This is a genomic window from Mycoplasmopsis agalactiae, assembly GCF_000089865.1.
Lineage (GTDB): Bacteria > Bacillota_I > Bacilli_A > Mycoplasmatales > Metamycoplasmataceae > Mycoplasmopsis > Mycoplasmopsis agalactiae_B.
Map to the genome: position 1 here is coordinate 574,974 of NC_013948.1, position 18,785 is coordinate 593,758.

Annotated in this window: 14 protein-coding genes; 9 read left to right on the plus strand and 5 right to left on the minus strand. The window is 27.0% G+C overall.

Going from position 1 to position 18,785, the window contains the following annotated elements; translation table 4 throughout:
• Nucleotides 1–3: 3 nt before the first annotated feature.
• The 3 genes from MAGA_RS02480 (at nt 4) to MAGA_RS02490 (ending at nt 7,276) form a co-directional block, all read left to right on the plus strand.
• Entirely contained in the window at nt 4–4,557 is a 4,554-nt protein-coding gene (locus MAGA_RS02480) for an Mbov_0399 family ICE element protein (RefSeq protein ID WP_013021943.1), read from the plus strand.
• Between the two features lie 374 nt (nt 4,558–4,931).
• Nucleotides 4,932–5,384, plus strand: coding sequence for a Panacea domain-containing protein (locus MAGA_RS02485; RefSeq protein ID WP_013021944.1), 453 nt, complete (start codon nt 4,932–4,934; stop codon nt 5,382–5,384).
• 317 nt (nt 5,385–5,701) lie between these two features.
• Nucleotides 5,702–7,276, plus strand: coding sequence for a CDS14 family ICE transfer lipoprotein (locus MAGA_RS02490; protein ID WP_013021945.1), 1,575 nt, complete (start codon nt 5,702–5,704; stop codon nt 7,274–7,276).
• Nucleotides 7,277–7,401: 125 nt separating this feature from the next.
• Here MAGA_RS02490 and MAGA_RS02495 read toward each other — a convergent pair whose 3' ends face one another.
• From MAGA_RS02495 to MAGA_RS04735, 5 genes are all read right to left on the minus strand, one after another.
• Entirely contained in the window at nt 7,402–8,664 is a 1,263-nt protein-coding gene (locus MAGA_RS02495) for a DUF2130 domain-containing protein (RefSeq protein ID WP_013021946.1), read from the minus strand.
• A 170-nt stretch (nt 8,665–8,834) separates the two neighbouring features.
• Nucleotides 8,835–9,188: a hypothetical protein gene (locus MAGA_RS02500; RefSeq protein ID WP_013021947.1), complete on the minus strand. Its 354-nt coding sequence runs from the start codon at nt 9,186–9,188 to the stop codon at nt 8,835–8,837.
• Between the two features lie 90 nt (nt 9,189–9,278).
• A complete protein-coding gene (locus MAGA_RS02505) occupies nt 9,279–10,118 on the minus strand; it encodes a ParA family protein (RefSeq protein ID WP_013021948.1) in 840 nt (279 codons plus the stop codon).
• Between the two features lie 190 nt (nt 10,119–10,308).
• On the minus strand, nt 10,309–10,980 hold the full coding sequence (locus tag MAGA_RS02510; RefSeq protein WP_013021949.1) for a DNA adenine methylase: 672 nt from the start codon (nt 10,978–10,980) through the stop codon (nt 10,309–10,311).
• A complete protein-coding gene (locus MAGA_RS04735) occupies nt 10,967–11,161 on the minus strand; it encodes a ParA family protein (protein ID WP_013021950.1) in 195 nt (64 codons plus the stop codon). Before MAGA_RS04735 ends, MAGA_RS02510 begins: the two co-directional genes overlap by 14 nt.
• A 603-nt stretch (nt 11,162–11,764) precedes the next feature.
• Between MAGA_RS04735 and MAGA_RS02520 the strand changes: the two genes are divergently transcribed.
• The 6 genes from MAGA_RS02520 to MAGA_RS02545 all read left to right on the plus strand — a co-directional run bounded on the left by MAGA_RS02520 (nt 11,765) and on the right by MAGA_RS02545 (nt 18,764).
• Nucleotides 11,765–12,901 carry an Mbov_0401 family ICE element transposase-like protein gene (locus tag MAGA_RS02520; RefSeq protein WP_013022096.1) on the plus strand — a complete coding sequence of 379 codons (1,137 nt, stop codon included), beginning with the start codon at nt 11,765–11,767 and terminating at the stop codon, nt 12,899–12,901.
• Between the two features lie 324 nt (nt 12,902–13,225).
• Nucleotides 13,226–15,091 carry an ABC transporter permease gene (locus MAGA_RS02525; protein WP_013022097.1) on the plus strand — a complete coding sequence of 622 codons (1,866 nt, stop codon included), beginning with the start codon at nt 13,226–13,228 and terminating at the stop codon, nt 15,089–15,091.
• A gap of 2 nt (nt 15,092–15,093) precedes the next feature.
• Nucleotides 15,094–15,798: an ABC transporter ATP-binding protein gene (locus MAGA_RS02530; protein WP_013022098.1), complete on the plus strand. Its 705-nt coding sequence runs from the start codon at nt 15,094–15,096 to the stop codon at nt 15,796–15,798.
• Nucleotides 15,799–15,873: 75 nt separating this feature from the next.
• The gene (locus tag MAGA_RS02535) at nt 15,874–17,010 is read left to right on the plus strand and encodes an aromatic motif membrane protein (protein ID WP_013022099.1); all 1,137 of its coding nucleotides are present in this window, start codon (nt 15,874–15,876) and stop codon (nt 17,008–17,010) included.
• Nucleotides 17,000–17,890 (plus strand): aromatic motif membrane protein, encoded by an 891-nt coding sequence (locus tag MAGA_RS02540; protein ID WP_013022100.1) that lies wholly within the window; start codon nt 17,000–17,002, stop codon nt 17,888–17,890. Before MAGA_RS02535 ends, MAGA_RS02540 begins: the two co-directional genes overlap by 11 nt.
• Nucleotides 17,880–18,764: an aromatic motif membrane protein gene (locus MAGA_RS02545; protein WP_226876349.1), complete on the plus strand. Its 885-nt coding sequence runs from the start codon at nt 17,880–17,882 to the stop codon at nt 18,762–18,764. Before MAGA_RS02540 ends, MAGA_RS02545 begins: the two co-directional genes overlap by 11 nt.
• The last annotated feature ends 21 nt before the right edge of the window (nt 18,765–18,785 follow it).

Here is an 18,785-nt window from a genome sequence, read left to right on the forward strand (position 1 = left end):
ATAATGAAAGGTAGAAAATATAGATATATTTTAGTGCCAGCATTAGGGAGTTTACTCCCTTTTGCTTTTATTAGTGCTGGTTCTTTAAAAAGCACTAGTTCAGCATTTTTGATTACTAATAAATTATTATCAGGATCAGACAGTAATTTTAATAGATCATATATAGATAATAGGTTTAGTCAAATCGATGAGTTTAAGTCAGGAGTTTATAAAAAAAGAGAAAAGCAAACATTTACTTATAAGTGGAATTTTTTGTTACCAGATTCACCATATTTAGTCGGTGTTGATCAATTTGACTGACCCAGAGGCACAAACATAAAATACAATGTGTTTGGAAAGGAATTTCAATTTCCAGCAAGCGGAACTAAATATTTTCATAACCCACCAAGAATTATATTAAACCCATCTGTTCGTGGTGGTGGCAAGCAGCATGGTGCTATTGGGCTAGCTTACCCATATTCTAGATCTTTAACTTCTGAGGCAAAAAACTTTTTTTGATGAGACCAAGGTTACATAGAAGGTAATATTAAACCATATCCAGATTATTACTATGTGTATCCTACTATAGAAATTTCAGGCATTGAAGAAAAAATTAATAATTTGGTTAATCCAAAAATTAAAACAAACTGCGAAAGAGAAGGCTTTAGTAGCATAAGTTGCGATTATTCTCCTAATCCAAATGCTTTTCAAAATATAGAGATTGTAGGTTTTGATTTAACTGAAGAATCCAAAAATAAGCTTAAAAACTATGAAAGACCTTGAGAAAAAACAGATTTTTATAAATCACATAAAATATTAAATACTATCAGAAGTTATTGAGCTTACACAGCCAATCCAGAAGTTGAAGTCACTTTAGAATACGACTCAACTAAAAATGAATACTATGACCTATCCGATAGTATTAAATTTAAAGACTTAAACACTATTTTTAATGGCTTAAAGAAAGCTTATTCAGAAAGTGCATCAATTGTAAATAATGGCAAAATAACAATAGATTCTGATGTTATGGGAGACTTAGATGAATCATTACCTGTTGACATTGATAGTAAGAAGTTTCCATTAAAAACTAATGTACAAAAGTTAAAGGAAAAAACCAGCACTAAAGAATATAGTTTATCTGATGGTTGAAAAATAAAGCTTTCAGAAACTCCTGAAGTAGTAAGCTCAAAAGAAAAAACAGCAAAAATAGTTAAAAGACTAGTTAGTGTTTCCAAAAATGGAAGTGATAAAACAGCAGAATTAATAAAAACTCTTGAAAATGCTTCAAACCCAGCTACTAAAGCTCAAAGCTACAATATTAATAAGTTTGCTAATATGCTTAAAGAACTGGGAAGTGGTATTAATACTTATGATGAACTAGAAGTTAATCTCACTGAATCAAATTTATATAAAGAGTACAAGAACGCCAAAGATAAAACTGATAGAAAAGAACAAGGCTTAAATTTAAGAGATAACTTAACCATAAAGTATGGATATTCACAAGCAATAAAAACTCTTAAGGAATGAGCAAACTATTACAACAAGGAAAGAAAATTAGATTTTTGACAACAAACTGAAGCTAAGCAAATAAAAAAACCAGATAAGAAAAATAAATATGATCATGGAACTCTTTTAGTTGGCTCACCAATAGATATCAAATTTATTTCTGACAATGCTGAAACAGATATTATGCTAATTAACAAGCAAAAAGTTGATGTCTTAAATAAAGAATTTAAGAAAAAGTTAATAGACTTTAGAGTTGTTGCTAATACTAAAGAAATTAAAGATAAAGAAAAAGAAAAGCAACCAACTAATGAATATGAAATTCACTTAAAGCGCTTTAAAACAGGTTCAAACAACTCAGGAGATATTGATGAGCAATATATTGTTAAATATCAAATAATTCAAAAGTTCTTTACACAAATTATTAAATGATATGCTTGGGATCCTGATAAAAACCCTGACCAAAAACAATTAATATCAAAAATTTTGCTTGATAAAAAAGGTCAGCCACTTTTAGATGATAAAAAGAAAGAAATTCCTAACCCTAATTATGATCCTTTCATTGATCCAGCTACAGGAACTAAGAAAGAAATTTTATGAATAAGTAATGATAATTTAAAAAATCATGGCTTAGATGATAAACTTCACTTTACATATCCTTCATTGCTTTATGATATTAAACAAAAGGTAGATTTTGGTATATATGTTGATTCTCACGTATTAGGTAAAGGCGCTCTTAGAAATTTAGAATATGATAAGGCATTAACAAATGTTAAATACTATAAAAAGAAGCTTTTTAATAAAAAAACTGAACATAAAAATGGTGAAAAAGTTGTTACATATGTTAAAAGTGATACTCTTCCTGAGCCATTGCCATTAAAAAATAATAATAGTGAGTTTTCATACTTTTCTGATGAAGGAATTTGACTAGTTTATGCAACTAATAATAGTCAAGATATACCAACATTTTCTAATGCTTCATTAGTTTTAATTGATGAAGATAACAACCCTAAGTCTTATTTCTATGAAACAGTTAAAGACAGACTATATGATGAAAGGGGAGCTAAATTAGAAAATTACTTCCAACCATTTTTACATTCAAATAACTGAATTTCTGAGCCTTTAGCTAAGTATTTAACAGCTACAACGGGATTAACATTTGCTGAGCTAGCTAAAATGCCATACAATGACTTTATATACAAATACTTAGACTTTATTAATTTAAAATATGATTTAAAAAAATACTTTCCAGATATCGATTCTAAAGATACTACATATGAAAACATATTTGAAACAGCTGTTCACTGAAATGAATTGCCAAATTTAAATGGTTTAACATATGCTACTGAACAAGATGAAACAGTTAAAGAGAAATATAGAAAAGAAGTTGAAAATATAGTTACAAACTATATTAAAAGCCATATTAGGGGAAATACTCGTTTAAAAGAACATAACATATATGAAAACTCAGGATGAGAAATTAAAGAATGAAGTAGTCATGATAAAAAATATTGACTAGATAGTGCACTAAAAGTTGAAAAAAATGATGCTTCTAAATCACAAGGAGTTGAATTTACACTTGTTCCTACCAATCCAAAGTACAAAAAATTTAGTTTCAAGAAGTTTTATCTTAAAAACAATGCCCATCATATTTACTACCCACCAATTGATTTAAGCAAGTTACCAATTGAAACAAGGCATACAATTAACATTGACTATTCAAAAGGCACACATAAACAAAATGCTGAGAAAATTAGTAGATTCATAAAATCTAAAATATATGATGAATTTCAAAAATATAATCAAAGTAAAACCACACCTATTGAAATAGGTAAAGATGTTAAAATATCTAATTTATATGAATTAAATATTAAAACTAGTCAATATGATAAGTTCAACACTTTTACTGTTATCATAACCCCACTAAATGCCAACTTGCACAATCAAATAGTGTTTGAATTTCAAAATATATCTGATCCTAAAAAGAAGCCTAAAAAATCTGATCCAGATAAGAAACCAGACGGGGATAATAACCCTGGCAATTCTTCATCAGGTTTTGATGAAAATAATCCTAATGGTGGCAGGTCAAACTTTGACCCTAACAATCCAGGAACATGACCATCAGGTTTTGATGCAAATGATCCAAAGACTTGGCCATCAGGATATAATCCAAATGACCCTTCAACTTGACCTTCAAGCTTTGATGAAAATAATCCTAATGGTGGCAGGTCAAACTTTGATCCTAACAATCCAGGAACTTGACCTTCAGGATATAATCCTGATTCAAGTAAATATGTAGATTTAAGCCTGCTTAATGAGATATTCTTGAATAATCCTGTTGTTATCAGTGAAACTAAATTAAGTAAGATAAAAGATAAAATAGTAAGTGAAGTATCAAAGATAACTGAGCCATTAAACTATAGATTTAATAAAGAATATTTAATTGCTTGACTAAGCACAGCATTTTATAATTTAGACTTGGTAATGGATATAGAAGACTTAAATAAGCCTGAGAATAAAGAGTTTAAGGAAAAATATGATCGTGCTGTAAATAGTGTTCTTAAAGAGAAAAATAAAGTAACTATTCTGGGCAAAGAAGTATTAATCCCAACAAGTATTAGTGATGAGAAACTACGCTTAAGATATGAAGAAGCTATAGCTAATAAAATTAAAGAGATAGAGAACAGAAACTTTAATAAAGGGCTTGATAATAAAGTTAGAAGCAAAATATACATACTAATTCCTAAAGAAAATGCTATAGGCTTTGCATTCTTACCAGTTATTAATAACATTAGCAGTTCATTTGACCCAACTAAAGATCCTGAATGAATTTCTGAGTTGGAAAAAGATCCACATAGAAAAGATATAAATGGTGAAGATATAAGAAGTACTCTTAGCAAAGTTGCAAGCTATGCAGGTTGAACTGTTGGAGCTATTGCAACACTAGGACTAATATCAGGAACTGTTTTTGGTATTAGAAACTATCTAAACAAAAAAGGCTTTAAGGCTGGAAAGAGTGTTACTAAGAAACAAAAGAAAAAGCAAAAACCTATTAGAATTTACAAAGATAATTAAATTAAAAAAGCCAAGTTATAACAACCTGGCTTTTTCTTTGCTCTAATTAGTAGCTAATTACATAGTAATTACAATCTAATTAGAGTGTAATTAGTCGCTAATTATTTTCTAATTATAAGTTAATTATATGTTTGCTAATTGGATGTAAACTAATAAGATATATACTAAGCCATATAACAGTTTATATTAACACAATAAAGATATAGCTATTTAAAGTAATTTATACCTATAAAGTTATTATATTTGCTTAAAACACAGCCAAATCTAATTAGAAACTAATTAGTTTATAATTAAATAGTAATTATATTCTAATTACTTTTTGTATACTTATCCTAATTTTTTAGGTTAATAAATATGTTCAAGGAGATATAATAATGGCTAAAAAATATAGTTATAAAGATATATCAAATTGGTTCTTATCTAAAGAAAGTATGACTCCTAAAAAGCTTCAAAAACTAACATATTATGCTGAAGCTTGAGCTTATGCTTTGCTTGATGATGGTATATTAAATGACACAGCCTTTCAGGCTTGAATACATAGTCCAGTTTCTCCTGAATTATGAAATGATTATAAAGAATATGGCTGAAATGAGATTAAGCAAAAAGTTTTTGATGAAAGCAAATTAGATAAAAATGTTTTAGAACTGCTTGATGCAGTTTGAACTACATATGGTGATAAATCAGGATATGAACTAGAAGCTATTACACATTTAGAAGAGCCTTGGAAAAAGGCAAGAAAGGGCTTAGGAGAGTTTGAGCCATCAACTAAATTAATTGATACTGAAGATATGAAAACCTACTATAGAAGCATTTATTCAGGAGATTAATTTTGGTATTAAATACAATAATTTATAAAGCAAATTCTATGGAATTCCGTAGTTTTTTTGTTTAGTTTTAAGTACTAATAATTGCCATATGAAAAAAATTCATAATGTTAAAAATTTGTTTACTTTGCTATTAAATTTGACTTTGGCAACTTCTAATTATATTCTAATTAGTATATAATTACTTTATAATTAGATAGTAATTAGTTTCTAATTATAAAATTACCTTGTGAAGGAAACTAAGTAAATGCTACAAAACAATATGAAATTGTTTTCAAAATAGCTATTATTTGCCTAATATTTGTATTAGAATTAATATTATGAGAATAAAAAAAGGAATAAAAAATATAGCCCTGCTACTGGGCACAACAGTAGCACCAGCATTAGCAAGTGTTTCTTGTTTTAATGTGTTTAAAATTCTAGAACCAACAGCCACAATTATTAAAACAGATGATGCTAAGCCACCAGCAGGATTTAATCATAATGATAGCAGAAAACAAGTGGAAGACTTATTTAATAAATATAAAGGCCACTTATTAGTAGATACTTCAAAAGAATCACAGCCATTTTTAAAAGAGAATAATAAATACTATTTTGCTAAAGTTACACATGAAGACAAAGCAATTAGTTCAGATGTATACAAAAATGATAACTGAAAAACTGATGAGTATTTGCCAATGATTTTTATACCACCAGAACAAAAAGAAGATTTATTTAAAAAACCTGGATCAGAAAAATTTAGATCGAAATTAAGTGATACATATATTCCACCTGTTGAGTTTAATAACTTGCTTAGAAATTATTTAAAAGGTAGTGTACAGTTAACACCAAGTGAGCATAAAGACTTTTTAGAAAAAATGACAAAATTTTTAGAGCATGACAACATGATAAGACGTGACTTCACAATAAATTCAGATACATATGGAACTTTTATAGATAAATTTAATGACCGTTATGATGAATCTCCTTATGACTATAATAAAAAAATAATAAAAAGAGAAGATCAATTTATAAAATTCAACACAGCTCATGGAGATTATATGGATATGCTTGAAGACGTCCAAACAAAAGATAAAAAAAATATTTGATTTTTGCCTTTTTCACTCTCTAAAGCTAGAGCATTTGAAGACATCTCAGACATATATAGTAAGTTAGATGAAAATAAATTATGAATAAAAAGGGGAGATCAAAGTTATTATGATGTATTAGGCACTCCTAATCTATTAGATCAGTTCTCAGACCCGGCAAAAGCATATCTTGATACCCAAACAAACATTGAGACTTATAAAGACTATTTATTATTTTTATTAAAGTTCATGGAATTTAAGCATACATTTAAAACACAAGAAGAAATAAAAAATCTAGAAGAAGATGAAAAGAAAAAAACACAAGAAGAAGATTATAAAAAAGAGTTAGAACAATTTCAAACACAGTTAAATGACTTAGTCTCTACACTGACAATAGCAACCACAAAAACTGTCTTAGGTAAAGAAGTTGAAAAGCCAGACAATCAAAATGAAACAAGAGTGTCAATGTTTCCAGTGGCTAATGATGAGCTTAGTGCTTTAATAACTAAAGCCGACTATGAACACTCATTTGTTTGAGCACATAGAGCACTATATGAAGAAGTTATCCCTATTTATGTAGCTCTATTTGGAAAATTACCTTCAAAGCTTGTCCTTAATAATAATAATCAGATAAATATTAAAAAGTATATTACCTACTATGTAAACAAAGTAATGAAAGACAAGTTCTCAGATTTTAAAGAAATAGAAGATAACACTGATTTACAAGAGAAACATAAAACAGAAGAGTACAAGAAAAAAGCTAATGAAATTTATAAAGAATGATTAAATAAATGAAAGGGACTTAAAGAAACAACAACAAGCAACTAAAAAAGTTGCTTGTTTTTACTTCTAATTAGAAACTAATTATTAGCTAATTACTTTCTAATTACTTTATAATTACATTGTAATTAGAAAAACAAAAAGCCAGGTTTCTACAACTTGGCTTTCTTTATTTACTTACTAGCTAGCTTCTCAATTGGTTTAATTACTCTTGAACCAATACTAAAGCTGTTAATTTTGTTTTTAATTGCATTTAGATGTCTGTCAATTATTACTTCTGTTCCTTCTAAAATCTTATGAGCTTCTTTTTTAATGTTCTCAGCTGATTTATTAATTTCACTAACTTTAGTTTCAATATATTTTAATGTAGTATCAAGAATGCTATCTTTAAAGTCTTTAAAGTCATCTAATATTTTTTGTTTTTCAGAAAAACTAATTTCTTTAAATTGCTTATCTAATGTAATTTCTTTATACTTAAGTGCTATTGTTTCTAATATACCAAGCATAGTAATAAAGTACATTGGCCTTACTACGAACATATTTTTATACTCAGGCACTCTATAAACTAATCAATCACTATTTTGATACTCTAGTTCACTAACAAGCAAGGCATAATCAAGTTGCTTCTTTTCTCTATCACTATCAAGCTTTTTGTAATGATCTTGGTTCTTTTGTTTATACACTGATGATTCTAACTCTGTTTTCATCTCACACATTACACCAAGTAGTGGAGTTTTTCTTTCTTCTTCAGCATAAACTTTAAAGATAAAGTCTCCCTTAGAACCTTTAAATTCTCCTTCTGCTTTAATAGCAGTGTTATCCTTTTCAAATACTGATGTTCTAAAAGCATAAGAAGATACATTATTAAATTCATTTATGCAGTAGTTCTCTAACTCTTCTCCAAGAACCTTAACATTTTTAGTTAGCTTTTCTCTGTTTAACTTTTTAATTTGTTCATTTAATTTATTAGCTTCAATAACTTTATTGCTTATTTCATTTTTGTGTTCTACTTCTAATAGATTAATTTTGTGTGCTAAGTCCTTAACTTTATCATTAAGCCTATTAATTTCATTATTTTTGCCTTCAATTGCTTCAGCAACTTTAACTATAGTATCTAGCTTATGGTTTTCTTCAAAATTACTAATTTGTGTCTCTAATTTTGTTATTTTATCTTTTTGAGCATTTATTGTTTCAAACAGCCTGTCTTTGATTGCACTTATTTCTTCTGTTAGCTTTCTTTTATATTCAGTAAATAATAATTTTTTTAAGGTTGCTATTTTCTCATTATAAAGATTGTCTTTAGCTTCATCAATTGCTTTATTGATAATACTTAAGTCAACTGTTTCAGCACTAGATAAATCAATAAGATCTCCCTTTTTAGCATCTTCTAATAGTTCAATTGTTTTTTTGTCTTTTACTATGAATTTGATTGTCATTAATTAATCCTTTGCATTTGTCTTATGAGTTGTATTTCTAATTAGAAAGTAATTACAATATAATTACAAACTAATTACTTTATAATTAGCTAGTAATTAGAAAAAGGAAAAAATAGGGCTACTTATTAAATTAGTCCTATTTGATTTTTTGTACTAATCTTTGAAATTATTTACTTATCATCTTTAGGCAACTCAACTAAATTCATTAATATGAATCTTTTAAAGTAAACTATGCCATATTTAATTAAGTCAGGAATGCTTACTTTTCCAAAGCCTAAATTAATAGCTTGCTCTTGTACTTTGGTTATATCATCAACTAAAGATTGTGTTAAATACAATCCTGTTGCTTTACCTTCTCTTTTAGCTTTAACTTGTTTAGTTGGTTTATTTAAAAGCTTATCTGCTTGGTTTAATAAATTATCTACTGCTTGGTCATTATCTAGTTTTTTAGATTTATCAAAGTTTTCTTGTTGCAATTTCTGAGTCTGTGATGCTACTTGTTTAAATATATTTTTGTTTTCCATTATCACTTCCAGTGTACTTTATAATTACAAACTAATTATATAGTAATTAGAAAATAATTAGAAAGTAATTAGTAGCTAATTAGAAACTAATTATAGGATCTTTCTTTCTTGTAATTCAATAATTAAATTTTCTATTGGATTGCCATCCTTGATATAGTCCTTATAGTCACTCTCTAAAACTCATTTAGGTCTTTTTCATTTATTAAGTGTTGCTATATCACTTGAAAAAGATAAACTAATTGTACTTGTAGCCATACCTATATTATCAGGTATAAATGTTTTTAATGTTCTGTCCCCATATTCTTCATGCAAGAAAAAGAAGAAGTCTTTTGATAACTTATTAGATTTAATTCTATTTAGGATAATGCCCTGGATATTGTCATTAAGACCAAGTTCTCTTGTATTATTCTTTCATTCTGAAAGCATAACATTAAGTCCTTGCAAGCTAAAAATATGTGGTTCTACAACTTGGATGATACCTGTCTTTGAAGCAATATAAACATTTTTTGCTATATCATCAAAGATTGGGTTTAGATCAAAGAATACATAATCAATTCCTAATTTAACTAAGTAATTATTCATTAGCTTTAAGTTTGAACTTAAAACTAGTTCTCTTAATGTTGTATTAAGCAATGAATTTCTTACATTATTTAATAAAGAATTGGTGTGTACATAATATATATTCTTAATTCTAGAATGCTGAATAGTATTAGCTAATTCTTGCTCTGTTGATGTTCTTTTTAATCATTTACCTGAATCATCTTCATTGTAGTTTATATTACTTTTAAGAACATTTGATAATGAACCTTGACTATCAAAGTCAAAGATTAAAACTTTCTTATTTTGCTTTGCTAAAGCATCTGCAATGTTAAGTGTAATCGTTGTCTTTCCAACTCCCCCCTTATTGGAATGGAAAGTAAAAAAAGTCATTAATCTCCTTTATTGCTATATGTTAATTTGTAATTAGAAAGTAATTACAATATAATTATAAACTAATTAGAAACTAATTATAAAGTAATTAGAATGTAATTAGAATAAAGAAAAAGCCAGGATACTATAACTTGGCTTTTATAATGCTTATTTTGACATTAATTCTTTATTTAATCAATAGCTAATTTATTTAAATAGTATTTGTAATTAATAGTTCTTTAACTTTTGATGAAGTCTTGCTAATTCCACAAACATTAGTCTTATCAATTTCATTAATAGTTCAGTCTCTATAAAGCTCTTTTATAAAAGGTTCATTGTTATAACTGATAACTATTTTGGTATGTCCTTTTAACTTAGATAACATATTAAACAAGTCAATATGATCTTGCTTTGTAAAACTAGTTTTATACATTTGAGTTTTATTAAAATAAGGTGGATCAACATATAACTTTGTGATCTTGTCTTGACTATCTATAATATCTTGTAATAAGACTTTGTAATCACAATGAGTTATTTTAATATTTTGCAATATCTGGTTGTAAATGTTTAGTTTATCCAATCAGCCATTATCTAATCTTTTAATAAAGTAATCTAACCTTGCTTTAGTGTAGCTCTTTAAATTGCCTTCAAAGCTTAAGATGTTTTTTAGAGCATAAGATAAATCCAAGGGCAAAACATTATCATAATCATTAATAATAGTTTGGCAGTTATATAAATGCTTAGCATTAACTCCAACTATTCCTGAACCGCCAAATAAATCTAAAAATATATCTGATGAGTTTAACTCTAAGACATTAAATATATTTTTTAATAATCTATATTTAGACCCATAATAACTAATAACAGGCTTAATATTTTTCATTATTATAAACCCTATAATTGCTTTTAAAACATAATTCAAATATTTGTTTATTGTCTAAGTTATAGATATTAAATTTCTTAGAAACTTTCTTATTTTGCTTTGCTAAAGCATATGCAATGTTAAGTGTAATTGTTGTCTTTCCAACTCCCCCCTTATTGGAATGGAAAGTAAAAAAAGTCATTAATCTCCTTGTTTCTGTATGTGTAATTATAATTACAATCTATTATAAAATAATTAGAAAGTAATTAGCTACTAATTAGAATGTAATTAGTTTGTAATTATATTTTGTTTTGCATATGTATAAAAAAGCACAACAATACACATATAAAAAACAGGGTAAAACTACCTTTTTACTTTAGGTAACATAAGAAATATATGCACTTTTTAAATCGAATTGACTTATATATTTCATTAATATAAACAACAACTTAATTAACAAGCAATCATAAATTAATTACTGTCTATAGTTGTTGCAAATATACTTATTTAATAACCAATTTTAAGCACATAAAGAACAATTATTAGTGTTTTGCAATTATATTAGTTAGCTAGGAATGCAAAAGTTTTCATAATTTGGTAAAAAATTTATTGATAATTTAGCTAATTAAAGCCCTTTAAAAGTAATTACAGTGTAACTAGTAACTAATTACTAAGTACTTAGACTGTAAGTATAAAGTAATTACTTTGACATATATTTTTTAGTGAAAAGATATCTAAATAAGTTAAAAAACTAATTTGGATAATTTTCCTTTTTTATCTATAATAAAGGCATAAAGGGGAAATTATGCAAGAACTTTTTATGCTTTGAGACCAGCAAGCTGAAGAATACAAAAACAGTGCCGAACGTAAAAAAGAATATCATGTTGAACGTAAGATAACAAGAGTAATCATAGTAAAAGGCGAAGCATATTACTATACTCTATATATGTATAGACACAAAGTGACTAGAAAATGCTTTGTTTACTATCATAATGAGATATTAAAACATAATAAGAGACTTAAATATTACATTGATGATATAGAAAGATGCTTAAATGATAGGCTCTATGAACGTAATTACAAAAAATTAGGCAAAGTCAAAAGCAATAAAATACCTTATTATATTTATGCATATCATAGAAACAAAACCCCTATAAAACAGGCAAATATGGATGAATTAAAATGTCACAAAGATAAAGAATATGATGCAATTCAGATTGATACAGATGATTCATATTTTTATGCTAGAGTTAATGGATATAAAGCTAAATTTAGATGTAGAATGGCTACAATTCATACACTAGAACATAATAGAGATAACAAAATAAAAAATAAAACTACAATAATGCAAATTAGTAACTTAGGAATTAAGCAAGATATTAAGAAAAATGAAGCAGGATTTCATAATGCAATCCAAAATGCTTTATCTAAACTATATGCAAATAAGCAAATAATTGTTTCAGGAGATGGAGCTAAAGTTATTACTACATTAGCAACAGCACTACAAAGCACTAGAGTATTTGATAAATATCACTTTATTAGAGAACTATTTAAAATATATGGCTTTAATGAAACATTAAACAAGGCAAATAAGAGAATATTTGATGGCATAGACCATTTTAAAGAGCTTAATTATTTGTATAATAAAGGTAAATTTGATGAGTTTACTAACTATTTAAAGCATACAATTAATTTACTCTCACCCAAGCCTAAAACAGTGCAAAAAATCAATGATATAAAGAAATTCATAAGGTTTTATACAACTAATAATAAGTTCATAAATGAGACAATAACAAACAAATATTACACAAGTGGTAATGCTGAAACATTTGTTTCTCACGACTTAAAAAGATATATAGGAAAGAATTTTGGGCTTAAATCAATCAATACAATTATTAGAACAATAATTTCTGAAACAAACCACAATTTAATAATCATTTAATTTGACTAAAAGTACTACAAAACAGGGATAAAAAACACAATAATAAAATATTGTGAATTTTTCTTATGCCCAGAAATAAAATAGAGTAGAATAAATATTGAAGTAAGAATTGAATTACCATCTTACCCACTTAATACTTTCATTCCCAAAATTATTTATAAAGACATAATTTGTAATAAAATATTATTAGAAATTATTAATAGTTGTTATTAACTAATAATTTTTATTCATATAGGCAATTCACACAATAATAAAATCAATTAAAAAACAGGTTATGAATTTATTTTATAACTATGTTTAATTTATTAAACATAAGGAGAAATAATGAGCACATCTGCTTTTAAATACTCCAGGTTTGCTTTTAACATTGTCTTTAGAAAAATTAGTACATTCATTTTGCCTATACTAATTTTGGTATTCTCACTAATTATTGGATTAGTTTATAAATTTGCAGTAGGTGAAAACTACCATTTACTTTCAGCCTATATATTTATTTTCATAAGTGCATCAGCAACAGTTATTTTTTCATCTATTAAAGCTTTAAACATCTTTAAAGACTTTGATAGTGAAGGACTAGAAATAATCACTTTATCTAAGCCTATTTCTAGAAATAATTTAATTTTAGGTAAACTGCTAGCATTAATTTATTTTGGTCTTCTATGATCAATAATAATGTTTGTTGCTGCACTATTTGGTCTTTATGCAGTTTATGAAATTAAACAATTCTTTTTAGCTTCATTATTATTTTTCTTTGTTAGCTTAATGACATATTTACTTTTTGGCCTATTTACAGCCTTAATTTGCTATAAATTAAGCCAAAAAATTGCATTGACTATTCCTATTGCACTCTTTATTCCCTTGGCTTTAGGTGGCTCATTAATTTCAGCTAACTCCGCTTCAAATATTAATAATGCAGCACACTTTATTAATAGACCATATCGATATCACGCTTCTGGCAATGAGGCAAATATAGAACCTTTTTATTTAAACAATAAAAAAGATGAGCTTTTGCTTATTTCAAACGGAGCTGATAATAAAGGCTTTTCAGAAGAGCAAATTAAGTATTTGCAAGAAGTTATGAAGCTTTCTAATAAATCCAGTGCTGAATGACAAGCATATTCATGACTCTCAGTACCATACCAATTAATTGATATCTTCAACTTCAAAAACAAAAACGTTTTTGAATCGGCATCAGTTAAAAAGTTTTCTAACTTAGATAATTATGTGTATTACAATGAGCTTGATGACGTCACATATAACTATAAATTAGACACAAACGTCAATTTAAAAAAATATATTACTTCTGATAAAAATAATACGCTTAAATACATTGTCCCTGGCGTATTAAAGTCTAATAATAGTTTAAAAGATGCATATGGCAGCAATATTGAAGTTGTTAACCATGACATTCTTTATGCTCGTGTTGGTTCTGATGATCCAAATATCGAATTTTTTGAAGATGATGCTAATTTCAGTGATGAAGGAAGCAATTTAGTTGGCAGAATTAAGTGAAAATATATTTATGAAGCTCTTAGAGATGAAAGATTTAATCTAATAGCTAAAAACTTCGTTGAAAAATTCAATGCAAAAATTGCTCAAAATGACAATTTAGTTGAAATAAATAAATTATTAATGACTGAAATTAGTAAATACATCAATAATGATGATATTGATAATGCCAGTGAAATTAATAAATACAATAATGCCAATGTAACAATTTTTGATGAAAATGCATTGAAACAAAACAAAATAAAATCTATTTTTGAAAAAAGAATTTACTTCACAGTAGCACTTTTAAATTACATATATTTTAATTATCCAGAAACCAAAATATATGAAGCTATGCTAAAAAACCCTGATACTAAAGAATCTTTTGGAGACTTTCAATACACAATTAATATTCTCGGACAAGACTATAAAATAGGCGGATTCAAAAGATTTGTTAAAACAGTTGTCCCTGTTGGAAAAAAAGGTGCTAATGGCGGCATTGAAAATGCCAAAATAAAAATAAGATATGAACTAGACCCTAGTGAGAATAATTATCTTTTCCAATCAGCAGATAAGGTTTTTGCGATAAACAGAAGTAGCCAAATTGTTAATAAAAATGCCTATATTCCAATTTGAATTATTTTAAACGGAGTTTTATTTGCTTCAGTTTTTGCCTTGTATAGAAAGAAGGAGTACAAATAATTATGGATAAAGTTTTAGAAGTAATTGATTTGACTAAAGTCTTTAACAAAACCAAAAGAGGCATTAAAAACGTTAATATAACTATAAACTCTGGCGACTTTCATGCATTTATTGGCGAAAATGGTGCTGGTAAAACAACCACAATTAAATCAATAATTGGAGCATATCCAAATTATTCAGGTCAAATATTAATTTATGGCAAAAACATAAAAGATGCTAGCGTTAAGTCAATTATTGGCTATGTGCCTGAAAATGCAATTTTTCCAAAAGAATTAAGTGTTTATCAATATTTATATAACTTTTCTATTTTGTCGAATATACCTAAAAAACAGGCAGATTTAAAAATTAAGAAATTTTTAAAATTATTTAACATTGAAGATCTTGAAAACGATAAACCTTACAACTTTTCATCAGGTCAAAAGAAAAAAGTGCTGCTTATTCAAGCATTATTGCATGATCCTAAATTATTAATTTTGGATGAACCAGCTGCTAACTTAGACCCTACTGCTAGATATGAACTTTTTTCATTATTAAAAAGTTTAAATGAAAATGATGGCATAGCAATTTTAATTAGCTCGCACGTTTTATCTGAAATTGATAAATATGTCAATTCAGTAACTCTTATACACAATGGGAACATAATCTATTCTGGGGCTAAAAAAGGCCATTTGGAGACATTGTTTTATGAAAAAGTTATTAACACTTAGTTCAATATTTCCAATTATGCATTTTGTGCCTGTTTTATAGTGCTATACATAAATTGAATAATGTAAAGGATTAGTATGAAAAAATCTAAATTTATGTTGCTTGCTGCCATTGCTTTCATACCGCCTATACCTCTTATAATTGCTGCAAGCAATCATAATAAAAATACTAATAGCACTAATAATAACAATAATTTAGCACCCAAAATAGACAAATTGTATAAAAATCCTATTGTGAATGAAATGCTTAGTTTTTATACTAACAATAATGATGATCTACGTAAAAATTATGTCTCTTTTCAAGAAAACAGATCTAATGCACTTTTCAAAGAACTAGAGTATTCATTTACATATTACCCAGTTTTTATTTCAAATAAAGCTTCTGATGGAAGCAGTCATTATTCAAGAATTATAAATAAAGCTAAAGATGCAATACAAAAGCATTTGTCGCAGGATTGATATTGAGTTTTAAACAATCTTGATCATTTTTGATTTATTTTTTCTCCATATAATGATTTGTATAAAACATTTGAAGGAGAAAAAGAACTTTTTGAAAAAGTTCATGATGAGCTTGGTTCATGAACAACTAATATCAAAAATAAAAAGCCAGAAGCAATTTTTAAATATAAGTTTCCTGATGCTTCATCAATTATTAAAAAATGAGTAGATAAAAATAAGGATAAGTACAAAAATATTGATCCTAAATCTTATGTGCAAAATTCAATTAGTCAAATTGAATCATGGTACTTAATTTTTGACACTAATAAAGCTATAAAAGTGCTGAAATATGTGGAAGACGGCAAACCAAAATTGCAAATTTTGACTGACTTATTACTTTTCAAAGAATCAGCAAATCTTAAAGAGCAAATTTTGACACTTGAGAATGAAATAAATAGTAAACGCGAAAAAGATTTATTAGTTGATATTGAAGAAAAAATTGGTGAGGCAGAAGATGATGCTAATGATGCTAATGATGATAATGCTGAAGCCAATGAAGAAGATGGATCTAGATCACTTCGTGCAACTGAATCGCATAGCATTGACATAAATAAGGTATTAACAGAATTTTTAAAATCAAAAGGTGATAAAAAATTCTTTGAATTTCATGCTAAGCATCAATATAACTCACATTTTGTTGATGCCATAAATACTATAAATAAGGATAATTTGTCAATCTATAGATTTACAATGAGGAATATTGATTATGAAAAGTAGAAAATTTGCATTAATATCTCCACTAGTAATTATGCCTGTTGCAGTCTCTGCAGTTTCATGTATAAAAACTTCTAATTTATCTACTTCATCAAATCTTTTACTACATATTCCAAAAGAATATGACATCATCCCACAAGTGCTTAGCAACAAAGAAGTAGTTACTGAAAATATAATAAAAAGCCTTCTATCCCTGACTTTCGAAGATGACATTGTTAAGAAAAATGAATATGTCAAGTCTCAAGAAGATGAGAAAAAGCTATTTAGTGAAATTAAAAAATTAAGCAAGAAAGTTCCTTATTTTGTTAGAAAAGGAAAAAATCAAAAGCCTGGCCATGATCATTTAAAAATGGTGAAAAAGCACAAAGAAGAATTAAATAATTTCTACTCTAAAAATTGATTGTTTATGCTTAAAAATATTGACAAATTTGCAGTTAGACCTTTTGAGGTTTGAACTTTAGAAAAAACTGGCAATGCTGAGCATTCTAATGAATTTCTAAATAAAAGCAAAGATCAAAACCCTGGCATAGATAGTTTTTCATTTGCTAACAAAAATATTGATTCTTTAATTCAAGGGGGTGAGTCAGCTCATACTCCTGGTAAAAAAGTTATGTACATTAAAAAAGACAAACTTATTATTAGAGTTGTTATATCAAAAGATGCCCAATACCCTTTTAAAATAGACAAATTCATCCATTTTAGCCTGTATTCTAGAGATAACAAAATATCTATGAAATTTATTTCAGACATAATCCACTCAGCAATATATCATAAAGACCCAAAGGGCTATCAAAGTTTTGAAGAAGATTTAGTGAAGAAAAATTATAATTATCCTTTCTTATCAACCTTGACATTAAATGAAGGGGGGAATGATGAAAAATAAAAAATATTTTAGTTACATAATTCCTTCTTCTTTTCCACTAATTGCACTTTCATCAGTTTCATGTACTAATAAACAAAGTAATAGTGAAGCAAATTTAATAAAAAATGATAACCATAATAAAAGCTGGGATGCTTTCTTAAATTATGACTATGTCCAAGCCATTTTAAATAAAGCATATGGAAATAACAAAGAATTAAAAGATAAGTATGTTGAAGAACAAAGAAATATCAATCTAGATTACTTAAAAGATATAAAGTCATATTTAGGCTATAAAAACAACATTGTAAGTAGCTATGGATCAGATGATTCATATGGCAAGGGTGATGCTTATCCTATTGAAGTATTAGATTCAAAGCTTGATGAAGCTTATAAGAAAAATTGATTATGATTCTTATATAACTTAGATAGATTTGTTTTTGTTCTTTATGATGTATCTGACCAATTTAAAGCAGTGCACGAAAAGGCTAATATTGATGCACAAAAAAGTAGTGTTGAACTTGGTGCATTTCATAAACCAAAAACAAATGACGTTGCTAAATATATAATTGGTAAGAAAAATCAAGAAACCAATGAAGAAAATGTCTACTTATTATTAAAAGATGGCAATATTTTACGTGTTGATTTAACAAAAGATAAAAAAGACTTGACTAAGCCTGCTAATGTCTCAGTATATACTTACACTTACTTTTATCCTGGAGTCTTAAATAATGACACTGAGATTAAAAATTTCGATCTTAATAAGTATGTAAAGGCTGAATTAATTCATTATAATGATAATCATTCGCCATTTAAAACACTTTTTAATGAAGAGTATGGGGGAGAGCCTCTAAGAGCTACATTGATTGATGTAGATTTAAAAAATAATAAAAATTAAGGCAGCCCTTAATTTTTTTAT